The sequence below is a fragment of the Candidatus Paraluminiphilus aquimaris genome (genome assembly GCF_026230195.1).
Classification (GTDB): domain Bacteria; phylum Pseudomonadota; class Gammaproteobacteria; order Pseudomonadales; family Halieaceae; genus Luminiphilus; species Luminiphilus aquimaris.
The window spans coordinates 579070-598714 of sequence record NZ_CP036501.1; the positions used below are offsets into that span (position 1 = coordinate 579070).

A 19645-nucleotide genomic window follows, 5' to 3' on the forward strand; every position below is an offset into this window, starting at 1 on the left:
CCTCACAGTGCTTGCAGATTAGCGTATTGCAGGACCAGCCACTTGCTTCCCTCGGCGAAGTTTACCTCGATGCGCGCGTTTGCACCTCGCCCTTCTATATTGAGAACCATGCCCTCCCCAAACATCGGGTGAAGAACACGCTGCCCCAAACGAAGTCCAGAATCATTCGCGCTCCCGATAGGCTGTTGCAACCGTTCCACCAAAGGTCGAGTCAAGCCGCCATGCAGTCTGACCTCTTCAATCAGGTCGGCCGGTATCTCTCTCACAAATCGGGAGGGCGTATTGTAAGTCTCACTCCCGTGAAGACGTCGACTCTCGGCATAGGTAATCAATAGCTTCTGTTGCGCACGCGTAATTCCCACGTAGGCCAACCGGCGCTCTTCCTCCAGCCGCCCCGGTTCTTCGACAGACATGCGGTGTGGAAAAAGGTTCTCCTCAAGCCCAGCTAAAATCACAAGCGGAAACTCAAGACCCTTTGCAGAGTGCAAGGTCATCATTTGCACGCTGTCTTCATAGGGATCGGCTTGGCTGTCGCCAGCATCGAGCGCAGCACTGTCTAAAAATTGCTGTACGGGAGAAAGCGTTTCGTCTTCTGCTCTGAAGGTCTTAGCTGCGGAAACTAATTCCTCCAGGTTTTCGACCCGTGCCTGGCCACGCTCGCCTTTTTCTGCCTTGTGAAAGTCAATAAGTCCGGTTCGATGAATAATGTGCTCGACCATTTCCTCCAAGGGAAGCTCAAGCGTCTCGCTATCCAACTCGTTAATCAGTGCAGCAAAGCCTGCGACGGAGGACCGCGCTCTCGCTGCCAATAAGCCTCGCTCCTGAACAAGCTCTATGGCCTGCCACATCGAGATACTGTGTTCACGCGCCACTGAGCGAAGCTCATCAATCGTTTTACTACCGATACCGCGAGTTGGCGTATTGATGACGCGCTCAAGTGCAGGGTCATCCCCACGACCGGTCATAAGCCTCAGATAAGCAAGTGCGTTTCGGATTTCGAGTCGCTCATAAAATCGTTGGCCGCCGTAAATCCGGTAGGGGAGGCCCACCCTAATCAACGCCTCTTCGATGACTCGCGACTGTGCATTGGAGCGATATAAAATAGCGCTCGATCGACGGGTATTCCCCTCGTCCGTCCACGCTTGAATCTGCTCAACGATAAACCGAGCTTCGTCTTGCTCATTGAAGCCTGCATAGAGCTTAATCGGCTCTCCTTCATCACCGTCAGTCCACAAATCCTTACCCAAGCGCCCCGAGTTATGGCCAATCACGCCGTTTGCAGCGTCTAGGATTGTTTTTGTAGACCGGTAGTTTTGTTCAAGGCGAACCGTCTGGGTGTCTTTGAAGTCGTGTGTGAACCGCTGGATATTTTCGATTTTCGCACCGCGCCAACCATAAATAGATTGGTCGTCATCGCCCACGGCAACCACGGGTATCGCATCGCCCGCTAGTACTCGAAGCCAGGCGTACTGTATCGAGTTCGTATCTTGAAACTCATCCACGAGTAAAATATTGAAACGTTCTTGATAGTGCCGGAGGGTCTCGGGAGACCTCAGCCAAAGTTCGTGCGCGCGCAATAACAGCTCAGCAAAATCGACAAGACCGCCGCGCTGACAAGCCTCCTCATACGCTTCATAAATTCGCACCATGGTTTTGGTGTAGAGATCACCCATCGGCGGGTCGATATGCTTGGCCCTAAGCCCCTCATCTTTTTGACCGTTAATAAACCACTGCGCTTGCTTGGGAGGCCATTTAGCATCATCCAAGCCAAGCTCTCTAGAGATCCGCTTCACCAGTCGCAACTGATCGTCGCTGTCTAGAATCTGAAAATTTTGTGGGAGGCCCGCTTCAGCCCAGTGCGTCTGCAATAAGCGATGCGCAAGACCGTGAAAGGTACCAATCCATAGCCCATGTGTAGGGCGTCCAAGCATTTCTTCAATTCGCCCCCGCATTTCTTTGGCGGCCTTGTTGGTAAAGGTTACCGCCATCACGGCATAAGGGGACACGCCCTCTGCACGAATTAACCACGCAATACGGTGCACCAATACACGGGTCTTACCCGAACCCGCACCTGCAAGCACCAATTGATTGCAACGCTCGGCAGCAACTGCCGATCGTTGAGCTTCGTTTAAGCCATCGAGAATATCTGATACGTCCATTGTCACAGTGTACTAGAAACCGTCATTTACAACGTCACTCTCAACACCAAGCGCCCACCTTTCTGCTACTCTTTGCTGGGGTTTCGGAGGTCATAGCATGGACGAAAAAGACGACGACAAAAAACGCGTACTCACACCGCCCTCTGAATGGGCTGATGGGCTTAAACCGAAGTCCTCAACTCAAAGTGGTGAAGACACAGAGATCGATGAGAGCACTGATTGGCTTGAAGATGACGACTTTGAGGTACCTCCATCCTCAGAGTCGTCAGCGAATGTAGAGCCTTCAGCAGACGAAGAGCCCTCAGCGAATGAAGAGCCCTCGGCGCAAGAGGGGACCGAGGGAGCCACAGGGCGCTCAGCCGATGTGCACTCTGCTTCGCGCGCAGACGCCATACTAACCGACCACGGTGAAGCGCAAGCAGGGAGCGCCCCCAATCGCGGCTCCAAACTACCCTGGTTGGTGGCCGTAGCGGGCTTTGTGATAGCCGGCGGCATGGGCGGACTCTGGCTGGACTCACAAAGCACAGCGACCACGGAAATTGCGGAGCTTAAAGATACGATTCGCGCACTAAAGCGCTCAGAAAATCAGGCGTCGTCGCAAGACAGCGATTTAGTAGCTGATAACGCTGCACTTCAGCTCCAAATCAGTGAACTGCAACAAAAGAATACAGAACTTGCCGATGAGAACGAGGCCCTAAAAGATCGCGAGGCGGAGCGTGCCCAACGCGCTATTGCCCAGTCAACGAAGGAAGCGCCTGCCACGGCTGTTGCGACCAAGGCCTCCGCATCAACTGGGACATCGCCGAGTTCTGTGCCTCCCAATCAAAGTGGCGGTCTGTGGTTCGTCAATCTCGAGAGTCATAAAACGCAAGCCGTCGCCAATGAGCGGCTAGCTTTACTGCGAAACAAGATCCCCAGCATGAATTTATCGATCGCAAGTGCCGAGGTGAAGGGTCAAACCTATTATCGTGTCAGAGCTGCCGGTTTTACCTCGAAATTAGACGCCTCCATGGCATCAAAGTGGGCGGCGCAAGCATTGAACGCAGGCCCGTTCTGGATAGGTAAAGACAGTGAGAAAAAACAACGTGCAATGTCCGAGCTAAAAACGTCACCAAAAGCGCGTGTGGCTAACAACGCTCCTAGTGCTCGGGTCAAAGCACCGGTACGGGCGCCACTGGCCAAGCAACCCGTTCGACTAAGATCACTGCCCATGCGGGATAATTGGTTTGTTTTTGTTGATACTTATGACAGCGGACAGCGTGCCGACGAAGTGATTTCAACGCTCAACGGCCAAGGTTTGGATGCAAAAGTCGCGGTTGAATCACGCTCGGGCGAGTTGTTTTATCGAGTCCAAATTGTCGGCATCGAAAACGAAACGACCGGAAATACCATTGTTTCTCAACTGAGGGCAGATGCATTCAAAAATGCGCGCCTGAGAAAAACCGTGAACTAGAACCCGGTAATGCGCGGCTCGGGAAATCGATCCAGCATCATTTCAGTCTTCTCGGGTAACTCACCCACACCCAGTGATATCCACATAATCAAAACGAACACGAAGATCGTGACGGCATCGTGTCGGCGCGTTGAAAGACGGGACTGCTGAGCATAAGAAGAAAGCGGGTTCGCAATGATGACGCTGGCTATCACCGTTATGGCCCATCCTAGATAGGGATCATTTCCCCAGAAAGACTGCACGAAGCCTGCGTACAGCAGTGGCACCGCGAGCACGAGATAGAGCCACCTTGGCATTAAACGAGCCGCTTCAACAGCATAATTCTACCCTTTCAAACCCAAATATTCTGAGCCGCTGTTAGCTCAGACGCTGTATCGCCCGTGTTGACAACACCTCTTGGTTCAACCAGAAGCACTTTAGCTTCAGAAGTGGCGTGTGGCCGGTGGCGCATACCCCTGGGAATAACCAACATTTCTCCCGCAGACAAAAGTACGGGACCTGACTCAAGGTCAATGGTGAGCTCACCTTCGAGCACAATAAAGGTCTCGTCGGTCTCTTCGTGATGATGCCAAACAAACTCGCCTTCTAGTCGCACTAGCTTGAATTGATAGTCATTCATTTCGGCAATGACTTTAGGGCTCCATTGCTCTCTAATAAGAGAGAGCTTTTGATTGAAGTTGACCTTTGCTGGAGATGTTTTCAAAAGAGGCTCTCCCTACTGTGACTTACAAATACAACCGTCTTGATGGGCTCAAACAACAGGCGTCCATTGGCTCGACTTTAAAACATAAACCGCCTTCGTCGGCGACTCAGTGTGACTATAAACGCCACCTAGTTTATTTACGGCTGTTATCGAACGTATATTTTCTGGCCCTATATCGAAGAAAACCGAATCACATAACTCGAAGGCGCGCTCGAGCATCGCGTCTTTGATCTCTCGGTTTGCAGCGCTACCCCAATGTTTCCGAGCGAGGAATGTGAAGCCAATGCGGACACTTTGATCCTTGTCGTCATAACCGTAGAACCGAGTAGAACCGACCACCTCTTGGGTAAGGCGTTCACGAATAACAAAGCAACCAAGGTCATTGGCCAGCCCATTTGAGAAAAACACACTAAAAATATCCCTCTGCCAGCGATTTGACTCCGGATGTTGCTCCCAAATCAGTGGATCGGATGCAACTGCGTAGAGCGATTCAAAGTCAGATTCAGCAACTAGCTCTAGTAGAAAGTGCTTGGTTTGAATGGGCTCAGGAAAAATATCAGCGCTGGAAGGCATAAGACCTCCATAAAAACCACGCAAAGGGCAGACCCTGAATGATTGACCACGCGATTATCGCTTCCTCGGCCTCAAGAAAAGCCGTCAGCACTAACAGTGATAAGGGCGGGAAGAGGGTAAGCTTTTTGAAAAAAGGTTTAAAAAATATCGTTAAATAACGGTCAATATCAAAGGCCTGACGCTTCTCTTCACTCATGGTGTTATAGCCCGCCAGCAAATAACGCGCGTTAGCAGGCGTGATGACGAAGGCAACTACTAAATATGAAAGCGACATCAAACCTGTGGTGAACAGTAGCGTCGTGTCCATAAGTGCAAATCCATTTCTCACCGTCAGCTTACGGGCTTGCGCGTGCCGACTTTAGGCGTCGTGAAGCTCTGAAATTAGCAGGGCTGCCTCACGCCTAATCTCTGACGCATCCGGTCCGATGAGCGTCATATGGCCTAGCTTCCTACCTTTGCGGATGCCTTTTCCATAGGTCTGGACTAGCGTTCGAATAGGGCCCTGAGGCATTTTCGCTGGAAGCGCATCGTCGAGTAGATTCACCATTGAGGCCGCCTCGGTAAACACTGGCTTGCGAGCAGGCTCACCCATCACACAGCCCACATGCTGCGTAAATTGATCTGCGCCAACAGCACCGATAGTCCAATGTCCCGTATTGTGTACGCGAGGCGCAATCTCATTAACAATGAGCTCACCCGCAGTAAGAAAGAACTCAATGGCGAGGACGCCCACGTAATCCATAGCGGTTACCAGCCGATTGGCATACTCCTCGGCCAAAGCCGCTTTTTCTTCGTCAATGCCAGAGGGGACAAAACTCCCGATCAAGATGCCATCACGCATGACATTTTCAGTCATGGGGTAGCACGCTGTGCGCCCATTGACGTCGCGCCCAATAATGATGGCGTACTCGAGATCAATGGCGATCTCTGCTTCGGCAATAACGGGGTAAGCCTCTTTGGGAATAAGGTCTAGGGAATCACAATCAATCCGCCATTGACCACCACCGTCGTAGCCACCCAATGTACGCTTACAACGCGCATGCTGGCCTGGCAACTGCGCCAACGCACTTCCTAACTGATCTGCTGACGAAACCAACGACCAAGGCGAAGTGGGGATATTCAGCTGGTCTAACATCGCCTTTTGAGTATCGCGTTCACGAAGTACAACCAACGCCTCATAATTTGGCGCTAAACCCACTTGAGCGGCACGAAGCAACATGTCGTCTGGCAAACTCTCTCGCTCAACCGTGATCGCATCGCATTGCTCAAGAAAGTCATTGAGTTGCTCAGGGTAGTAAATAGGGCCCAGACCAGCGACAACCGGCGTCTCATCTACGCACATGTAGCATACGGCGTAACCAAGACGATTCGCTGCTTCTCCAAGCATCTGGCTCAACTGACCGCAGCCAATAATTCCAAGACGTTTTGACATTGACCCTCTCGCTCTTAGTCGAACGGATTAATGGGAACACCCGCAGATTGTGCTTCTCGGTAGCGATCAAGGGCATCGCGAATGGCTTCATCTTCGTTGGCCAGCATGGCAGCAGCGAACAACGCCGCATTAATCGCACCCGGCGTTCCAACAGCGAAGGTGGCAACAGGGACACCCTTGGGCATTTGAACAATAGACATCAACGCATCGACGCCCTGTAATACCGTTGCGTCGATGGGCACACCCAATACGGGAACGGGTGTCATCGCGGCTGCCATACCCGGCAAGTGAGCTGCTCCGCCCGCACCCGCAATAATGGCTTTTAGCCCTCGTTCACGAGCAGACCGAGCATAATCGTAAAGACGATCGGGCGTTCGGTGCGCGGAAACTACCTTTGTCTCATAGCTAACGCCTAGCTGATCAAGGATCTGAACCGCATTTTCCATCACGCCCCAATCTGAACGTGACCCCATAATGATTCCAACGGCACTGTTCGCCATGAATGTCCTCACAAGGCGCGAACTTTGAGATGCGCCAAAAAATGGAAGCCGGCGAGTATACCTGAGAAAGCGCTGTCGTACAGGAAAGGGCGCCTACCTCTGCGACGCCAGAGTGGCCAGAAGCCGTTACCTGGCCCCTCGTGCCTCCACATCTTCAAAGGTGAGCCAGAAAAGTATGCGAGATAGTCGCAAATACTGACTCCCATCCGCAAACACGCGCCCAGTTATTCGTCCTGATAACTTTCTTCTAGAACACCCTTTTCCTTTAACGTTTTAGTCAGTTTTTCCAAACGAACAAACGCCACCAAACCAAAAACAAAACCCAATATTCCAAACGCTTCCATTTTGTATTCATCCTCATTCAGAGCTTTGAAGGAGAAGGCACGGTTGCTAACACCACAAAGGTCATCAACAACCAGGTATAAACTCACAACGTCGCAAGCAAGTGTGCATGGTTAAAACATCAAATACTAACGTTAGGGCTAGATCTAAACGCTCGCCGCTTACGTCTTGTTTGACCTTGAGGCAGAAATTAAATAATTGATGGGTGGTCCGGTCAGCACCACCAAACCGAGCAGAACCTTCCAGTACCATTCTCCAAGCGCGTCACCCACGAGGTACTGAAACGCCCCGTAGCCTATTACGATAAGGAGAAGCGCAATGTTGATGTATAAGTTCCATATTACGAATTTCTTCATACTAATAGCCTCAGTCAAAGTGCCTCATATCATTTGATGCGCTTCTTTTTTTGCCCAACAGACTCGCTACACAAACCCACCCAGTCGTCATTGATAGATTGCCCAGCGAACCTTCCGATCTTGATCGAAGGTAATTTCACAGCGAAGTAAATTGCGGTGAAGCACGCTGCTGTGAATAACGCGTTCGCCCTGCTCAGAGTTTTCAACTCTGTAAGCCGACAACTTCACGGTTTCGAGTTGCCGTAAAACACTCGAGTGGGAAACTCCCGCTTTAAAGTTTCCACACAGATAATAAATTTCGTCTCTTGCTGCTAATGCGAAGAACGTATAAACCCCCAACAAAAGTACACCTATGGCAGTTACTGCCAACGTATAGCGAGTGCTTCGGCTATTTGTCTGTTGAGTAATCATCACATCGCATCGGTATGTCTACGAAAAGCATTTTAGTTTTTGGCGGCTCGCTGGACTGGGATTTCCCAGAACTAACGGGTGCGCAGAGCCGAGCCTTTAACAACATCGTTTGTCGTAACATCTTCGCCATGCCTACAGGACAGACGTTACTCACTTTTTTTCTTAGTTAAGTCGGTAATGAGGGCATATATGGCCGGTAAAAGAATCAGTAGCATGAACACTCCACCGGGAAGAACGTAGAAGTCGCGGTTCGGCCTGCCGTTGATGAAGTACTGCGCAATATCAAACAGGATACTGCTGGCAAAAAAACACAGGACGAGCGTTAAGGAGCCGGTTAGATATTTCTTCATAACATCCAGAAAATTTTCCCTAACATAAGCGAGTTTGTGTACTTACATTATGGTTCTGAAAGTGGAGTGCAAACCCTACTCCACCGTCACAGACTTCGCTAAATTGCGGGGCTTATCAACGTCAGTACCTTTGGCTACAGCCACGTGGTAGGAAAGCAACTGAAGCACGACGGTGTAGACAATGGGACCTGCCAGTTCTGAGACCGAGGGCACGTCGATTACGGTGACTCCCGGACCGCTTTCGTAGCCCACAGCTTGGTCAGCAAAAACAAAGAGTTGACCTCCTCGCGCACGAACTTCTTCGAGGTTCGACTTGAGTTTGTCGAGCAGATCATCCTTAGGCGCAACCGCTACAATCGGCATTTTATCGTCGACCAAGGCGAGTGGTCCGTGCTTCAGCTCTCCAGCGGGATACGCTTCTGCGTGGATATACGAGATTTCCTTGAGCTTAAGCGCCCCTTCCTTGGCAACGGGGTGGTAAACACCTCGACCGAGAAATAGCGCGTGATCGCGCTGAATAAAATGCGTCGCAAGACCACTAATTTTAGCGTCTTGCGCAATGGTCGCCTCCACCGCCGAGGGCAATTCAGCAATCGCTTGCATCACAAGTGCTTCATCAAGCCTACTTTTTGGCTGGCGACGGGCAATGCAGGCCATAAGTACCATCAACGCCGCCAATTGCGTGGTAAATGCCTTTGTTGAGGCAACCCCAATTTCAGGACCCGCTTTAGTGAGGAACACGAGATCACTCGCTCGCACAATGGCACTGTGGTCGACATTACAAATTGCGAGTTTAGCCAGTGCATGGTCATCGGATAGGTGCTTAATCGCTGCGAGCGTATCAGCCGTCTCGCCAGACTGAGAAATTGTCACAACCAATGTGCCAGGCAGGGCCACCGACCGCCGATAACGAAATTCAGAGGCCACCTCCACCTGGCAGGGTACGCCAGCGAGGGCTTCTAACCAGTGACGCGCAACGAGGCCAGCGTGGTAGCTAGTACCGCAGGCTATTATTTGTACCGCTTGAACTTGATCAAAGATCGCCGCCGCATTATCACCAAACAAACTGTCATCGAGTGACTCGAACGTTAACGTATCGCGCAACCGATCAGGCTGCTCATAAATCTCCTTGAGCATGTAGTGCTCGAAACCGCCGCGATCAGCTTGGCCATCACTGCCAGTCAGACGTGTTTTAGGGCGGTCTATCGCATCACCCTGTGCGTCAACGATTTGAAAGCCTGTTGGCTTCAAAATGGCAAGGTCACCATCTTCAAGGTAAACAAATGTATCGGTGACCTGACGCAAGGCAAGCGTGTCTGATCCGGCAAAGGTCTCGCCACTGCCCACACCCAACACCAATGGGCTGCCTTCTCGCGCAACGATCACTTCGTCTTCGTGTTCGATATCGACAACGGCTATCGCGTAAGCGCCTTCGAGTTGAGCAATTGTTCGTTGCACTGCCTCTAACAACGTTGCACCTGACATCAGTGCTTTATGAATTAAATGAACAATGACTTCCGTGTCTGTCTGCGACAGAAATTCAACGCCTTCAGAGATCAAGGTATCTCTTAAATGTGAATGGTTTTCAATAATCCCGTTATGGACAAGTGCCACACGATCACCCGCAAGGTGGGGGTGAGCGTTCAAAGACGTGGGCTCTCCGTGCGTCGCCCAACGGGTTTGCGCAATACCACGGAAACCCGCAATAGGGTTTTGCGCATTCGCATCCTCAAGCGCCTGCACTTTGCCTGCATATTTGTGCAATTGAAGCGCATGGTCCTTGTCGATCAAGGCCATGCCAGCCGAATCATAACCTCGGTACTCAAGCCGCCTAAGCCCCTCCAGTAAAATTTCAGAGACTTCGCGCTGAGCTGCCGCTGCCACTATTCCACACATAGAAATTCCTACTTCTTAGATTTTTCTGGGCGTTTCCACCCCTTAATATTGCGCTGTTTTGCCCGCCCAACGGCCAGTTCAGACTCGCCAACAGGGGAGGTTACCGTTGAACCGGCTGCAACGAATCCGTTGTCTTCAACGCTTAGCGGCGCGACCAATGTACTGTTCGAACCAATGAAGACATTTTCGCCCAATTCTGTTCGGTGTTTATTAACCCCATCGTAATTGCAGGTGATCGTCCCCGCGCCGATATTGGAACCAGCACCAATTTCAGCATCACCAACGTAAGCGAGATGGTTGGCCTTTGCGCCCTCGCCGAAATGACTGTTCTTCACTTCAACAAAGTTTCCAACCTTGGCCTTTGCCGAAAGCTCTGCGCCCGGTCGCAGTCGGGCATAAGGCCCAATTTGGCAATCGGGCCCGACCGTCGCGCCCTCGATATGCGAGAAAGCGCGGACAATGGCGCCTTCGCCAATCGTGCAGTCTTTGAGCACGCAATTTGCTTCGATGGCGGCACCACGGGCAATGCTGACATGGCCCTCAATCAGCACATTGACGTCAATCGATACGTCTTCGGCACAATCCAGCTCTCCCCGAAGGTCGAACCGGCTTTTATCAGAAAGGTAAACCCCGCGTGCCATTAGCGCTTCTGCCTGCCGAATTTGTAGGGAGCGCTCAAGGGCTTCAAGTTGAATGCGATCATTCACGCCTTGTGTTTCAACTTCGTCATCTGTCACCACAACCTCCACACTGTGCCCGTCACTAACCGCCAGCCCTAAGACGTCGGGTAAGTAGTATTCGCCTTGCGCATTGTCATTCGTCACGCGCGCTAACCAACTCTTTAAGTTCTGAGATTTCGCCGCCAGGACCCCCGTGTTTACCTCGCAAACAGACAGCTCCTCAACATTGGCATCTTTTTGCTCAACCACCCTCTCAAATGCTCCGTTTGAATCACGAATGACGCGGCCATACCCATGGGGATCCTTTACTGATGCAGCCAGTAATACCGGCCCTGATTCAGCCGCTTTAATAACGCGCGATAAGGTGGCCGACGACAGCAACGGCACATCGCCAAAAAGGACAATAACCGTGCTTTCAAGCTGACAGTGCGGCGCCGCTGCAAGCGCAGCATGCCCCGTACCTAGCTGCTCGGACTGAACATAAGTTGTGACGTCATCGGCCGCAATCGCCGAGGAAACCAGCTCGGCACCGTGACCGACAACCACATGAATTCTGGATGCCTCTAGCGCACGTGCAGTGTCGAGCACATGGTGAATCATGGGTTTACTGGCTAAGGCGTGGAGCACCTTCGGTAATGAAGATCGCATGCGCGTACCGCGGCCGGCGGCCAGCACTATTACTTCAAGCATAGATGTTTACAGTTCAGAGCACGCTGGTGAGCATGTCACAGCGGTATGACAAGAGCTAGGTGAAATAGGTCTCAGAAAGAAGAACCGACAAACGTGACACGCTCGCCGGTCTTTCAATAAGGAAAGCGTTTGCCTGCTTAACGGCCTGCGCGGTTTTTGAGCTTTCTCAAGGTCGCAAGTTGCGCTGCAGCCTCTGCCAGCTGTGCCGATGCACGCCCATAATCGAGTTCGCTACTTTGATTTGCCAAAGCCTCTTCCGCCGCTTTACGGGCTTCTTCAGCTGCAGCCTCATCAAGATCGTCACCCCGAACGGCGGTGTTAGCCAAAATGGTGACGACATCGCCCTGCACCTCAAGGTAACCACCCGAGACGTAGTACACCTCCTCAGAGCCACCTTGAGTCACAACGCGCACCGAACCCGGAATAAGGTTGGTTAAAAGCGGCGTGTGACCGTAGGTAATACCTAACTCACCGTCTGAACCGTTGGCAACCAACAGTTCGACGAGGCCTGAAAAGATTTGAGCTTCTGCGCTAACGATATCGCAGTGAATGGTCAGTGCCATTGCCGCCTCCGATTACGCGCTCATTTTCTCGGCTTTCTCTACAGCCTGCTCGATCGAGCCCACCATATAGAATGCCTGCTCGGGTAGGTGATCATACTCACCCGACAAAATGCCTTTGAACCCAGTGATCGTATCTTTTAATGATACGTAGATACCGGGCGAGCCTGTAAATACTTCAGCTACGTGGAAAGGCTGTGAGAGGAAGCGCTCGATTTTTCTCGCACGCGCCACGGTCATCTTGTCGTCTTCAGACAACTCATCCATACCGAGAATGGCAATGATGTCCTTCAATTCTTTGTAGCGCTGAAGCACTGACTGAACACCGCGAGCAACTTCATAGTGCTCAGTACCGATAATGAGCGGATCGAGCTGGCGAGACGTAGAGTCAAGGGGATCGACGGCCGGGTAAATACCTTTTGCTGCAATATCACGGCTCAGTACAACCGTAGAGTCCAAGTGCGCAAACGTTGTGGCTGGCGATGGGTCAGTCAAATCGTCAGCCGGTACGTATACCGCCTGAATCGATGTAATCGAACCCGTCTTAGTCGAGGTAATTCGCTCCTGCAAGACACCCATTTCTTCTGCCAGTGTAGGCTGATAACCCACAGCTGATGGCATACGGCCTAACAGTGCCGACACCTCGGTACCCGCAAGCGTATAACGGTAAATATTATCAACGAACAAAAGAACGTCCCGGCCTTCGTCACGGAACTTTTCAGCCATCGTCAAACCGGTCAAGGCAACACGCAGACGGTTACCGGGCGGCTCGTTCATCTGACCGTAGACCATGGCTACTTTTGATTCAGGCAGGTTTTCAACGTTTACAACCTTTGACTCCTGCATCTCGTAGTAGAAGTCATTACCTTCTCGAGTTCGCTCTCCTACACCTGCAAACACGGACAAGCCGGAGTGCTCAGTTGCGATATTGTTGATCAGCTCCATCATGTTTACGGTCTTACCAACACCGGCACCACCAAAGAGACCCACTTTACCGCCCTTGGCAAACGGGCATACGAGATCAATTACTTTGATGCCTGTCTCTAACAACTCTTCAGAAGCAGCAAGCTCTTCGTAGGTTGGCGCAGCGCGGTGAATAGCGGAGCGCTCTTGTTCGCCGATTGGGCCACGCTCGTCAATGGGGTTACCCAAGACATCCATAATACGACCGAGGGTTTCGATGCCAACGGGAACCGAGATCGGTGCACCTGTGTTTTCAACTGACAGGCCGCGGCTCACGCCCTCCGATGAACCCATCGCAATCGCGCGCACAACGCCGTCACCCAACTGCTGTTGGACTTCGAGCGTTAAACCTCTGTCGGTGATAGTCAGGGCATCGTATACCTTCGGTACGCTGTCGCGAGGAAACTCAACGTCAACAACCGCGCCAATAACCTGTACAACCTTTCCACTACTCATTTTTGAGTCCTCTGTGCTGTTTTGCGGCGCTTTTTAACAGCGCCGCAGTAAATCTAAATTTGCGCGTTACTGCGCCTATCCAATAGCGGCTGCGCCGCCAACGATTTCCGATAGCTCTTGGGTAATCGCTGCTTGTCGTGCTTTGTTGTAAACAAGCTGTAATTCATCGATCAGTTCGCCCGCATTATCACTGGCGTTTTTCATAGCGATCATTCGGGCCGCCTGCTCGCAGGCTCCGTTTTCGACAACCGCCTGATATACCAATGCCTCGATATAGCGCGCCAAAAGACCGTCTAACAACTCGCGCGCATCGGGCTCGTAAATGTAATCCCAGTGGTGTGCGTACTGCGCTTGCGAGTCGGCCTCAAGAGGGAGTAATTGTTCAGCCGTAGGCGACTGAGTCATGGTGTTAACGAACTCATTCGATACGAGATACAGCTTGTCGATATTCCCATCAACGTATGCATCTAGCATGTGCTTCACTGCACCAATAAGCTGCTCAACCGTTGGCTCCTCACCAATATCGCGCACGGTTGCTACCACATTGCCGCCCACTGAAGCGAAGAACGCCTGCGCTTTGCCGCCAATGAGACAAAGGTCGACTTCATGACCGGCGTCTGAATGCTCCTTCATTGACTGCAATGCACGTTTGAACAAATTGATGTTCAAGCCTCCACAGAGTCCGCGATCTGAAGAGACAACGACATAACCAACGCGCTTTACCTCGCGCTGCTGCATGTAAGCGTGGCGATACTCAGCAGAGGCATTGGCTATGTGCCCAATAACGGCCCGCATTCGGCGCGAGTAGGGCTTACCTACCTCCATGCGATCTTGAGCGCGGCGCATTTTGCTCGCCGCGACCATTTCCATCGCACTGGTGATCTTTTGAGTACTTTGAATACTCGTGATCTTCGTGCGAATTTCCTTACCAGCTGCCATGGTTGTTTACCAAGTCTGAGTTGAGATGAAGGCTTCTAAACCCGCTTTAAATGCGGCTTCACGGTCGCCATTCCAGTTACCATCGTTCGCAATTTCTTGCATCAATGCACCGTGCTCGGCATGCATGTAAGACAGAAGCGCCGCTTCAAAATCAGCCATTTTTTCAACTTCGACAGCCTTCAAATAGCCCTCGTTAGCGGCGTAAAGCAAAACGCCCATTTCCGCGACGGACTGTGGTGCGTACTGCTTCTGCTTCATGAGTTCTGTAACACGCTCACCGTGATCCAACTGGGCTTTGGTCGCCTCATCCAGGTCAGATGCGAACTGCGAAAACGCCGCCAGTTCACGGTACTGTGCTAATGCAGTACGAATACCGCCAGACAGCTTCTTGATAATCTTTGTCTGAGCTGCACCGCCAACTCGCGAAACCGAAATACCGGCGTTCATCGCTGGGCGAATACCCGCATTGAACATATCGGCCTCAAGGAAGATCTGCCCGTCAGTAATCGAAATAACGTTTGTCGGTACAAACGCCGAGACGTCGCCCGCCTGTGTTTCAATAACAGGCAATGCCGTCAGTGAGCCTGTTTGACCCTTTACTTCGCCATTGGTAAACGCTTCCACGTAATCAGCGTTGACGCGAGCAGCACGCTCTAGCAAACGCGAGTGGAGGTAAAAGACATCACCCGGGTACGCTTCACGGCCGGGTGGGCGACGAAGCAATAATGAAATTTGACGATAGGCTACCGCTTGCTTCGAAAGATCGTCGTAAATGATCAGCGCATCCTCACCACGGTCACGGTAGTACTCACCCATCGTGCAGCCCGCAAACGGCGCTAAGAATTGCATTGCCGCGGGATCTGATGCGTTGGCAGCAACGACAATGGTGTGGTCCATCGCGCCATGCTCTTCAAGCTTGCGAACAACTGACGCCACAGACGATGCCTTCTGGCCAACAGCAACGTAGATACATTTAATGCCTGTGCCTTTTTGGTTGATAATGGCATCAACCGCAATAGCCGTCTTACCTACCTGGCGGTCACCAATGATCAGCTCTCGTTGGCCACGGCCGATCGGAACCATTGCATCGATGGCTTTCAGACCAATTTGAACCGGCTGATCAACCGACTGTCTGGCAATAACGCCCGGCGCAATTTTCTCAATCGCGTCCGTCTCAGTTGTTTCGATGGCGCCTTTGCCGTCAATCGGATTACCCAAAGAATCAACGACGCGTCCTTGCAGCGCAGGTCCTACCGGCACTTCGAGAATCCTGCCCGTACAACGACAAGTCTGGCCCTCTGCCAACTGCTTGTAGTCACCCAGGACTACCGCACCGACGGAATCGCGCTCTAGATTAAGCGCAAGACCAAACACATTGCCTTCAAACTCAATCATCTCACCGTACTGAACTTCTGTGAGACCATGGATTCGGATAATACCGTCTGTTACCGAGACGATAGTGCCTTCGTTTGTCGCCTGTGAGGCCACATCGAGCTGCGAAATACGCTGCTTGATGATGTCACTGATTTCCGACGGGTTCAGTTGTTGCATGACCGGTTCCTCTGTCAAGATTTCAACGCGGTCGCCAGCTTATGCAAGCGCCCACGAACGGAGCCGTCGATAACCATATCGCCAGCTCTAATAATGGCTCCCCCAATAAGAGAGGGGTCTGTTTCGACAGTCATATCGACTGTTTTTCCCAACTTTGATGTCAGCGATGTCGATAGCTGCTCAAGTATTGCACTTGGCACATCGAACGCACTCGTGACCGTTACGTTAGCCGCCGCATCCAATGCGGACTTCAGCTCGGCGAACAATGCCGCGACCTCTGAAGCAAGCGCTAAGCGGTGGTTTTCCGCCATTACGCTAACAAACTGCGTTATACCTGCCGGCATATCGTCACCGAGAACAGCCGAAACAGTGCCTGCGCGCTGCGCTGCTGTGCTTGCTGGGTCATCCAACACCTCTGCAACGGTTGGATCAACCACCACAGCCGATAGTGTCTCCAGTGCACGGTGCCAAGCATCGACCGCACCGTCGTCGACAGCAAACTGAAAAGCAGCCCGAGCGTAAGGTCTTGCCAATGTGGTTGGCTCGATCACAATTACTGCTCCTTAACCAGCTGCTCTAAGAGTGCCGCGTGTTTGTCAGCATCAATCTCAGCTGCAAGCACCTTTTCAGCGCCCGCAATCGCAAGTGTGCTTACTTGAGCCAAAAGCTGCTCTTTCGCCTGCGCCTTTTCTCGCTCCACTTCAGCTGAAGCGAGCTCTTTCACACGATCAGCCTCAGCAACCGCTGCCGTTTTAGCCTCGTCTACTACTGTTGCTGCGCGCTTGTTCGCCGCGTCCACAATAGATGCCGCTTCTTTTTTTGCTTCAGACAGCCGATCAACCGCTTCTTTCTGGGCAAGCTCTAGATCGTGACTCGCACGATCTGCCGCTGCTAAACCATCGGCAATTTTTTGCTGTCGCTCTTCCATCGCCGCTAAGATCGGCGGCCAAACGTAGCGCATACAAAACGCTACAAAAACGAGGAAGGCGATCAACTGACCAATAATGGTGTAGTTAATGTTCACAATTCACTCCCGTGGAGATTTTGCATTCGCCGGCAACACCGGCGAAGGAAAATAGTTTTAGCCTGCAACCACGAAGATGAGATACATAGAAATACCGACACCAATAATGGGGATCGCGTCGACCAGGCCGGCGCCCAGAAAGAACGTACCTTGAAGACGTGAAGCGAGTTCAGGCTGACGCGCTGAACCTTCGATGAGCTTACCGCCCAAAATACCCACGCCAATAGCAGCACCCATGCCGCCCAAGCCCATCATGATCGCAGCTGCGATGTAGATCATTTCCATTGTTGTCTCCTATTGAGTCTTAGTATGGAAGGTCAGAAATTAGTGGTCCTCGTGTGCCATGCTGAGGTACACGATGGTAAGAACCATGAAAATAAACGCCTGAAGCGTAATAACTAAAATGTGAAAAATTGCCCACCCCAGTTGCAGGAGTGCCGCAGGAAGCATCCACAAAATACCCGCACCAAAGAGTGCGGCAATAAGGATAAAGATCATCTCGCCCGCGTACATGTTGCCAAATAAGCGCAAACCGAGTGAAAACGGCTTAGCAAGCAGGCCTACCACTTCCATGAAGAGGTTTATAGGAATGAATGCCGGATGATTAAACGGGTTCATTGTCAATTCACGAACAAAGCCAAACCCTTTTACCTTGATGGAATAAAACAACATCAGGATAAATACGCCAATCGCCATACCCATCGTGATGTTTGGGTCCGTCGACGGTACAATTTTTTGATATTCGACACCTGCAAGCATCAGTGCCTCTGGCACAAGATCAACAGGAATCAAGTCCATCAGGTTCATCAAGAAAACCCAGACAAAGATCGTCAAAGACAGCGGCGCAATAAGCTTGTTGCTGCCGTGAAATGTGTCTTTCACTTGGTTATCAATAAACTCGACAACCATTTCGATAAAGTTAATGAGGCCTGAAGGTGTTGTCGCTGACGCGCGAACAGCAACCCAGCGAAACAGTGCGCAAAAAATAATGCCAAGACCAATAGACCAAGCGAGTGAATCAACGTGAACAGCATTAAAGCCCATGGCTGATATCTCTTCAGCACCATGCGCAAACGTCCACTCTCCACCTGTACCAACAGTTTGGCCATCGTAACGCTCAAATCCCTCAGGTAACTTACCGTATGTAAGGTTGGTGAGGTGGTGAACGATGTAATCTGAAACCGTTTTCTCTTGACCAGCTGCCGCCATTAAACGCTGCCCCGTTCAAAAACACGTGTTCAAAAACGTGCTTTTCTATTCAATTCTCTTTTCTTGCCGCCAAGTGATAAAACACCGGGCTGCAAACTAAAACCACTATTGCACCCAAGAACAAAGGCCCCGGATGCGGATTCTGGGCTTTGGCAAACCAAACCCCGAACAACAACGCACTGAAACTAAACTTCGCTATCCCCAGCAACGTCGGCGCTTGCGCACCGAATCGGCTGAACATACTCGCCGCAAGCCAAATTTGCGGGCCTCCAACAATGCCTGCGCCCACACATACGGCTATCGCCGCGGTTCGGTCCATGACTACCCACACAACCAGTGCGAGCACCCCAACAACCACACTTGTATACGACAGTGCTCTTATGAGGTGATGAGCCAGCTTTTCTCGCGTGTACTCCATCGCCAAGCACTCCCAAAGCGAAGGGTTCTCAAGCGCGCGCAAGTCTATTCGAATTGAGATGGGGCATCAACAAAGCAAAATGCCAACTTTTATTGCATACGGCCAAGAATGCCATCTAAAACATCTAAGTTACTGTATTGAATAATGAGTCTTCCTCGACCGTTTTTGTTTTCAATACTGACCTTTGTCCCGAACTGCTCGGATAAGCTTCGTTCGAGTCGGTCAATATCGGGGTCGACTTTGGTTTTTATTTCCGCATCTTTTGGATTCAATATGGCTTTAACAAGCGCTTCGGTTTGTCTTACTGATAACGCAGCTGCAGCCACTTTTCGTGCTGCCATAACTTGGTGGTTACCTTCGAGCGCAAGCAAGACCTTTGCATGTCCAGCATCAATACGACCCGTTTCTAATAACTCGGCCGCCCCTGCTTCTAGGGACAATAAACGCAGCAAGTTAGCAATAACGGACCGAGACTTTCCAACGGCATTCGCAATTTCTTGCTGACTTAGCTCAAACTCAGCCTGCAGTCGCTTTAATGCTCGCGCCTCTTCCATTGGGTTGAGGTTCTCACGTTGGATATTCTCAATAAGCGCCATAGCAATCGCAGTTTCATCGCTAATATCCCTAACCAACCCTGGAATACTGTCCAATCCCGCTATTTGGCTTGCTCGCCACCGCCGCTCACCGGCAACGATTTCAAACCGATCGCTTGAAATGGCTCGGACAACAATTGGCTGCATAACCCCTTGAGCTTTAATACTTTCAGCAAGCTCATTAAGCGCCGTATCATCAAACTCCACTCTCGGTTGATACTTGCCGCGCTGCAACCGCTCTAAGCGAATCTGTCTTAATTCACCATCAGCTGGAGTACTGGAGGACGACGGCGCACTCTCGCCGCCTTTTTGCTTTGTAAGTTCTGTACCCAGCAGGGCATCGAGCCCTCGGTTTAATTTTCGTTTCTTTGTTGTCATGTGAATTAC

23 protein-coding genes are annotated in these 19645 nt (G+C 51.4%); 1 reads left to right on the forward strand and 22 read right to left on the reverse strand.

What is annotated here, in order from left to right:
• Window positions 1-2: 2 nt before the first annotated feature.
• The gene (uvrD, locus tag E0F26_RS02580) at window positions 3-2159 is read right to left on the reverse strand and encodes a DNA helicase II (RefSeq protein ID WP_279242485.1); all 2157 of its coding nucleotides are present in this window, start codon (window positions 2157-2159) and stop codon (window positions 3-5) included.
• A gap of 97 nt (window positions 2160-2256) precedes the next feature.
• Between uvrD and E0F26_RS02585 the strand changes: the two genes are divergently transcribed.
• Window positions 2257-3612 (forward strand): SPOR domain-containing protein, encoded by a 1356-nt coding sequence (locus E0F26_RS02585; RefSeq protein ID WP_279242486.1) that lies wholly within the window; start codon window positions 2257-2259, stop codon window positions 3610-3612.
• On the opposite strand, the gene E0F26_RS02590 is transcribed toward E0F26_RS02585, so the two are convergent.
• The 21 genes from E0F26_RS02590 to E0F26_RS02690 form a co-directional block, all read right to left on the reverse strand.
• The gene (locus E0F26_RS02590) at window positions 3609-3908 is read right to left on the reverse strand and encodes a hypothetical protein (protein ID WP_279242487.1); all 300 of its coding nucleotides are present in this window, start codon (window positions 3906-3908) and stop codon (window positions 3609-3611) included. The two genes, E0F26_RS02585 and E0F26_RS02590, sit on opposite strands and share 4 nt — an antisense overlap.
• Window positions 3909-3943: 35 nt before the next feature.
• On the reverse strand, window positions 3944-4315 hold the full coding sequence (locus tag E0F26_RS02595) for a cupin domain-containing protein (RefSeq protein ID WP_279242488.1): 372 nt from the start codon (window positions 4313-4315) through the stop codon (window positions 3944-3946).
• A 48-nt stretch (window positions 4316-4363) separates the two neighbouring features.
• Window positions 4364-4888: a GNAT family N-acetyltransferase gene (locus tag E0F26_RS02600; protein WP_279242489.1), complete on the reverse strand. Its 525-nt coding sequence runs from the start codon at window positions 4886-4888 to the stop codon at window positions 4364-4366.
• A complete protein-coding gene (locus E0F26_RS02605) occupies window positions 4872-5195 on the reverse strand; it encodes a DUF3784 domain-containing protein (protein WP_279242490.1) in 324 nt (107 codons plus the stop codon). Before E0F26_RS02605 ends, E0F26_RS02600 begins: the two co-directional genes overlap by 17 nt.
• A 51-nt stretch (window positions 5196-5246) precedes the next feature.
• The gene (locus E0F26_RS02610) at window positions 5247-6320 is read right to left on the reverse strand and encodes an ATP-grasp domain-containing protein (protein ID WP_279242491.1); all 1074 of its coding nucleotides are present in this window, start codon (window positions 6318-6320) and stop codon (window positions 5247-5249) included.
• 14 nt (window positions 6321-6334) lie between these two features.
• Window positions 6335-6820, reverse strand: a complete 486-nt coding sequence (purE, locus tag E0F26_RS02615) for a 5-(carboxyamino)imidazole ribonucleotide mutase (RefSeq protein ID WP_279242492.1) — start codon at window positions 6818-6820, stop codon at window positions 6335-6337.
• A 503-nt stretch (window positions 6821-7323) separates the two neighbouring features.
• Window positions 7324-7518: a hypothetical protein gene (locus E0F26_RS02620; protein WP_279242493.1), complete on the reverse strand. Its 195-nt coding sequence runs from the start codon at window positions 7516-7518 to the stop codon at window positions 7324-7326.
• Between the two features lie 87 nt (window positions 7519-7605).
• Window positions 7606-7929, reverse strand: coding sequence for a hypothetical protein (locus E0F26_RS02625; RefSeq protein ID WP_279242494.1), 324 nt, complete (start codon window positions 7927-7929; stop codon window positions 7606-7608).
• 146 nt (window positions 7930-8075) lie between these two features.
• Window positions 8076-8279, reverse strand: a complete 204-nt coding sequence (locus E0F26_RS02630; RefSeq protein WP_279242495.1) for a hypothetical protein — start codon at window positions 8277-8279, stop codon at window positions 8076-8078.
• A gap of 75 nt (window positions 8280-8354) precedes the next feature.
• Window positions 8355-10175, reverse strand: coding sequence for a glutamine--fructose-6-phosphate transaminase (isomerizing) (gene glmS, locus E0F26_RS02635; RefSeq protein WP_279242496.1), 1821 nt, complete (start codon window positions 10173-10175; stop codon window positions 8355-8357).
• An 8-nt stretch (window positions 10176-10183) separates the two neighbouring features.
• Entirely contained in the window at window positions 10184-11545 is a 1362-nt protein-coding gene (gene glmU / locus E0F26_RS02640; RefSeq protein ID WP_279242497.1) for a bifunctional UDP-N-acetylglucosamine diphosphorylase/glucosamine-1-phosphate N-acetyltransferase GlmU, read from the reverse strand.
• Between the two features lie 137 nt (window positions 11546-11682).
• Complete coding sequence (locus E0F26_RS02645; RefSeq protein WP_279242498.1) at window positions 11683-12108, reverse strand: F0F1 ATP synthase subunit epsilon; 426 nt, start codon at window positions 12106-12108, stop codon at window positions 11683-11685.
• Between the two features lie 12 nt (window positions 12109-12120).
• Window positions 12121-13524 carry a F0F1 ATP synthase subunit beta gene (gene atpD, locus E0F26_RS02650; RefSeq protein WP_279242499.1) on the reverse strand — a complete coding sequence of 468 codons (1404 nt, stop codon included), beginning with the start codon at window positions 13522-13524 and terminating at the stop codon, window positions 12121-12123.
• A gap of 75 nt (window positions 13525-13599) precedes the next feature.
• Window positions 13600-14463 (reverse strand): F0F1 ATP synthase subunit gamma, encoded by an 864-nt coding sequence (atpG, locus tag E0F26_RS02655; RefSeq protein ID WP_279242500.1) that lies wholly within the window; start codon window positions 14461-14463, stop codon window positions 13600-13602.
• Between the two features lie 6 nt (window positions 14464-14469).
• Window positions 14470-16014, reverse strand: a complete 1545-nt coding sequence (gene atpA / locus E0F26_RS02660; protein WP_279242501.1) for a F0F1 ATP synthase subunit alpha — start codon at window positions 16012-16014, stop codon at window positions 14470-14472.
• A gap of 14 nt (window positions 16015-16028) precedes the next feature.
• A complete protein-coding gene (locus E0F26_RS02665; protein ID WP_279242502.1) occupies window positions 16029-16565 on the reverse strand; it encodes a F0F1 ATP synthase subunit delta in 537 nt (178 codons plus the stop codon).
• A gap of 2 nt (window positions 16566-16567) precedes the next feature.
• Window positions 16568-17038, reverse strand: a complete 471-nt coding sequence (locus E0F26_RS02670) for a F0F1 ATP synthase subunit B (protein WP_279242503.1) — start codon at window positions 17036-17038, stop codon at window positions 16568-16570.
• A 57-nt stretch (window positions 17039-17095) separates the two neighbouring features.
• Window positions 17096-17323 carry a F0F1 ATP synthase subunit C gene (atpE, locus tag E0F26_RS02675; protein ID WP_279242504.1) on the reverse strand — a complete coding sequence of 76 codons (228 nt, stop codon included), beginning with the start codon at window positions 17321-17323 and terminating at the stop codon, window positions 17096-17098.
• 39 nt (window positions 17324-17362) lie between these two features.
• Window positions 17363-18247 carry a F0F1 ATP synthase subunit A gene (atpB, locus tag E0F26_RS02680; protein WP_279242505.1) on the reverse strand — a complete coding sequence of 295 codons (885 nt, stop codon included), beginning with the start codon at window positions 18245-18247 and terminating at the stop codon, window positions 17363-17365.
• A 49-nt stretch (window positions 18248-18296) separates the two neighbouring features.
• Window positions 18297-18665: a hypothetical protein gene (locus E0F26_RS02685; RefSeq protein ID WP_279242506.1), complete on the reverse strand. Its 369-nt coding sequence runs from the start codon at window positions 18663-18665 to the stop codon at window positions 18297-18299.
• Window positions 18666-18754: 89 nt separating this feature from the next.
• Window positions 18755-19636 carry a ParB/RepB/Spo0J family partition protein gene (locus E0F26_RS02690; RefSeq protein WP_279242507.1) on the reverse strand — a complete coding sequence of 294 codons (882 nt, stop codon included), beginning with the start codon at window positions 19634-19636 and terminating at the stop codon, window positions 18755-18757.
• Window positions 19637-19645 lie beyond the last annotated feature (9 nt).

What these genes read in the sequence shown, in the direction of transcription:
- purE (WP_279242492.1), bottom strand. Translation starts at nt 6,820, where the DNA reads ATGGCGAACAGTGCCGTTGGAATCATTATGGGGTCACGTTCAGATTGG.
- glmU (WP_279242497.1), bottom strand. Translation starts at nt 11,545, where the DNA reads ATGCTTGAAGTAATAGTGCTGGCCGCCGGCCGCGGTACGCGCATGCGA.
- E0F26_RS02620 (WP_279242493.1), bottom strand. Translation starts at nt 7,518, where the DNA reads ATGAAGAAATTCGTAATATGGAACTTATACATCAACATTGCGCTTCTC.
- E0F26_RS02690 (WP_279242507.1), bottom strand. Translation starts at nt 19,636, where the DNA reads ATGACAACAAAGAAACGAAAATTAAACCGAGGGCTCGATGCCCTGCTG.
- glmS (WP_279242496.1), bottom strand. Translation starts at nt 10,175, where the DNA reads ATGTGTGGAATAGTGGCAGCGGCAGCTCAGCGCGAAGTCTCTGAAATT.
- E0F26_RS02645 (WP_279242498.1), bottom strand. Translation starts at nt 12,108, where the DNA reads ATGGCACTGACCATTCACTGCGATATCGTTAGCGCAGAAGCTCAAATC.
- E0F26_RS02605 (WP_279242490.1), bottom strand. Translation starts at nt 5,195, where the DNA reads ATGGACACGACGCTACTGTTCACCACAGGTTTGATGTCGCTTTCATAT.
- E0F26_RS02685 (WP_279242506.1), bottom strand. Translation starts at nt 18,665, where the DNA reads ATGGAGTACACGCGAGAAAAGCTGGCTCATCACCTCATAAGAGCACTG.
- atpB (WP_279242505.1), bottom strand. Translation starts at nt 18,247, where the DNA reads ATGGCGGCAGCTGGTCAAGAGAAAACGGTTTCAGATTACATCGTTCAC.
- E0F26_RS02590 (WP_279242487.1), bottom strand. Translation starts at nt 3,908, where the DNA reads ATGCCAAGGTGGCTCTATCTCGTGCTCGCGGTGCCACTGCTGTACGCA.
- E0F26_RS02610 (WP_279242491.1), bottom strand. Translation starts at nt 6,320, where the DNA reads ATGTCAAAACGTCTTGGAATTATTGGCTGCGGTCAGTTGAGCCAGATG.
- uvrD (WP_279242485.1), bottom strand. Translation starts at nt 2,159, where the DNA reads ATGGACGTATCAGATATTCTCGATGGCTTAAACGAAGCTCAACGATCG.
- atpD (WP_279242499.1), bottom strand. Translation starts at nt 13,524, where the DNA reads ATGAGTAGTGGAAAGGTTGTACAGGTTATTGGCGCGGTTGTTGACGTT.
- E0F26_RS02585 (WP_279242486.1), top strand. Translation starts at nt 2,257, where the DNA reads ATGGACGAAAAAGACGACGACAAAAAACGCGTACTCACACCGCCCTCT.
- E0F26_RS02625 (WP_279242494.1), bottom strand. Translation starts at nt 7,929, where the DNA reads ATGATTACTCAACAGACAAATAGCCGAAGCACTCGCTATACGTTGGCA.
- atpG (WP_279242500.1), bottom strand. Translation starts at nt 14,463, where the DNA reads ATGGCAGCTGGTAAGGAAATTCGCACGAAGATCACGAGTATTCAAAGT.
- E0F26_RS02600 (WP_279242489.1), bottom strand. Translation starts at nt 4,888, where the DNA reads ATGCCTTCCAGCGCTGATATTTTTCCTGAGCCCATTCAAACCAAGCAC.
- E0F26_RS02630 (WP_279242495.1), bottom strand. Translation starts at nt 8,279, where the DNA reads ATGAAGAAATATCTAACCGGCTCCTTAACGCTCGTCCTGTGTTTTTTT.
- atpE (WP_279242504.1), bottom strand. Translation starts at nt 17,323, where the DNA reads ATGGAAATGATCTACATCGCAGCTGCGATCATGATGGGCTTGGGCGGC.
- atpA (WP_279242501.1), bottom strand. Translation starts at nt 16,014, where the DNA reads ATGCAACAACTGAACCCGTCGGAAATCAGTGACATCATCAAGCAGCGT.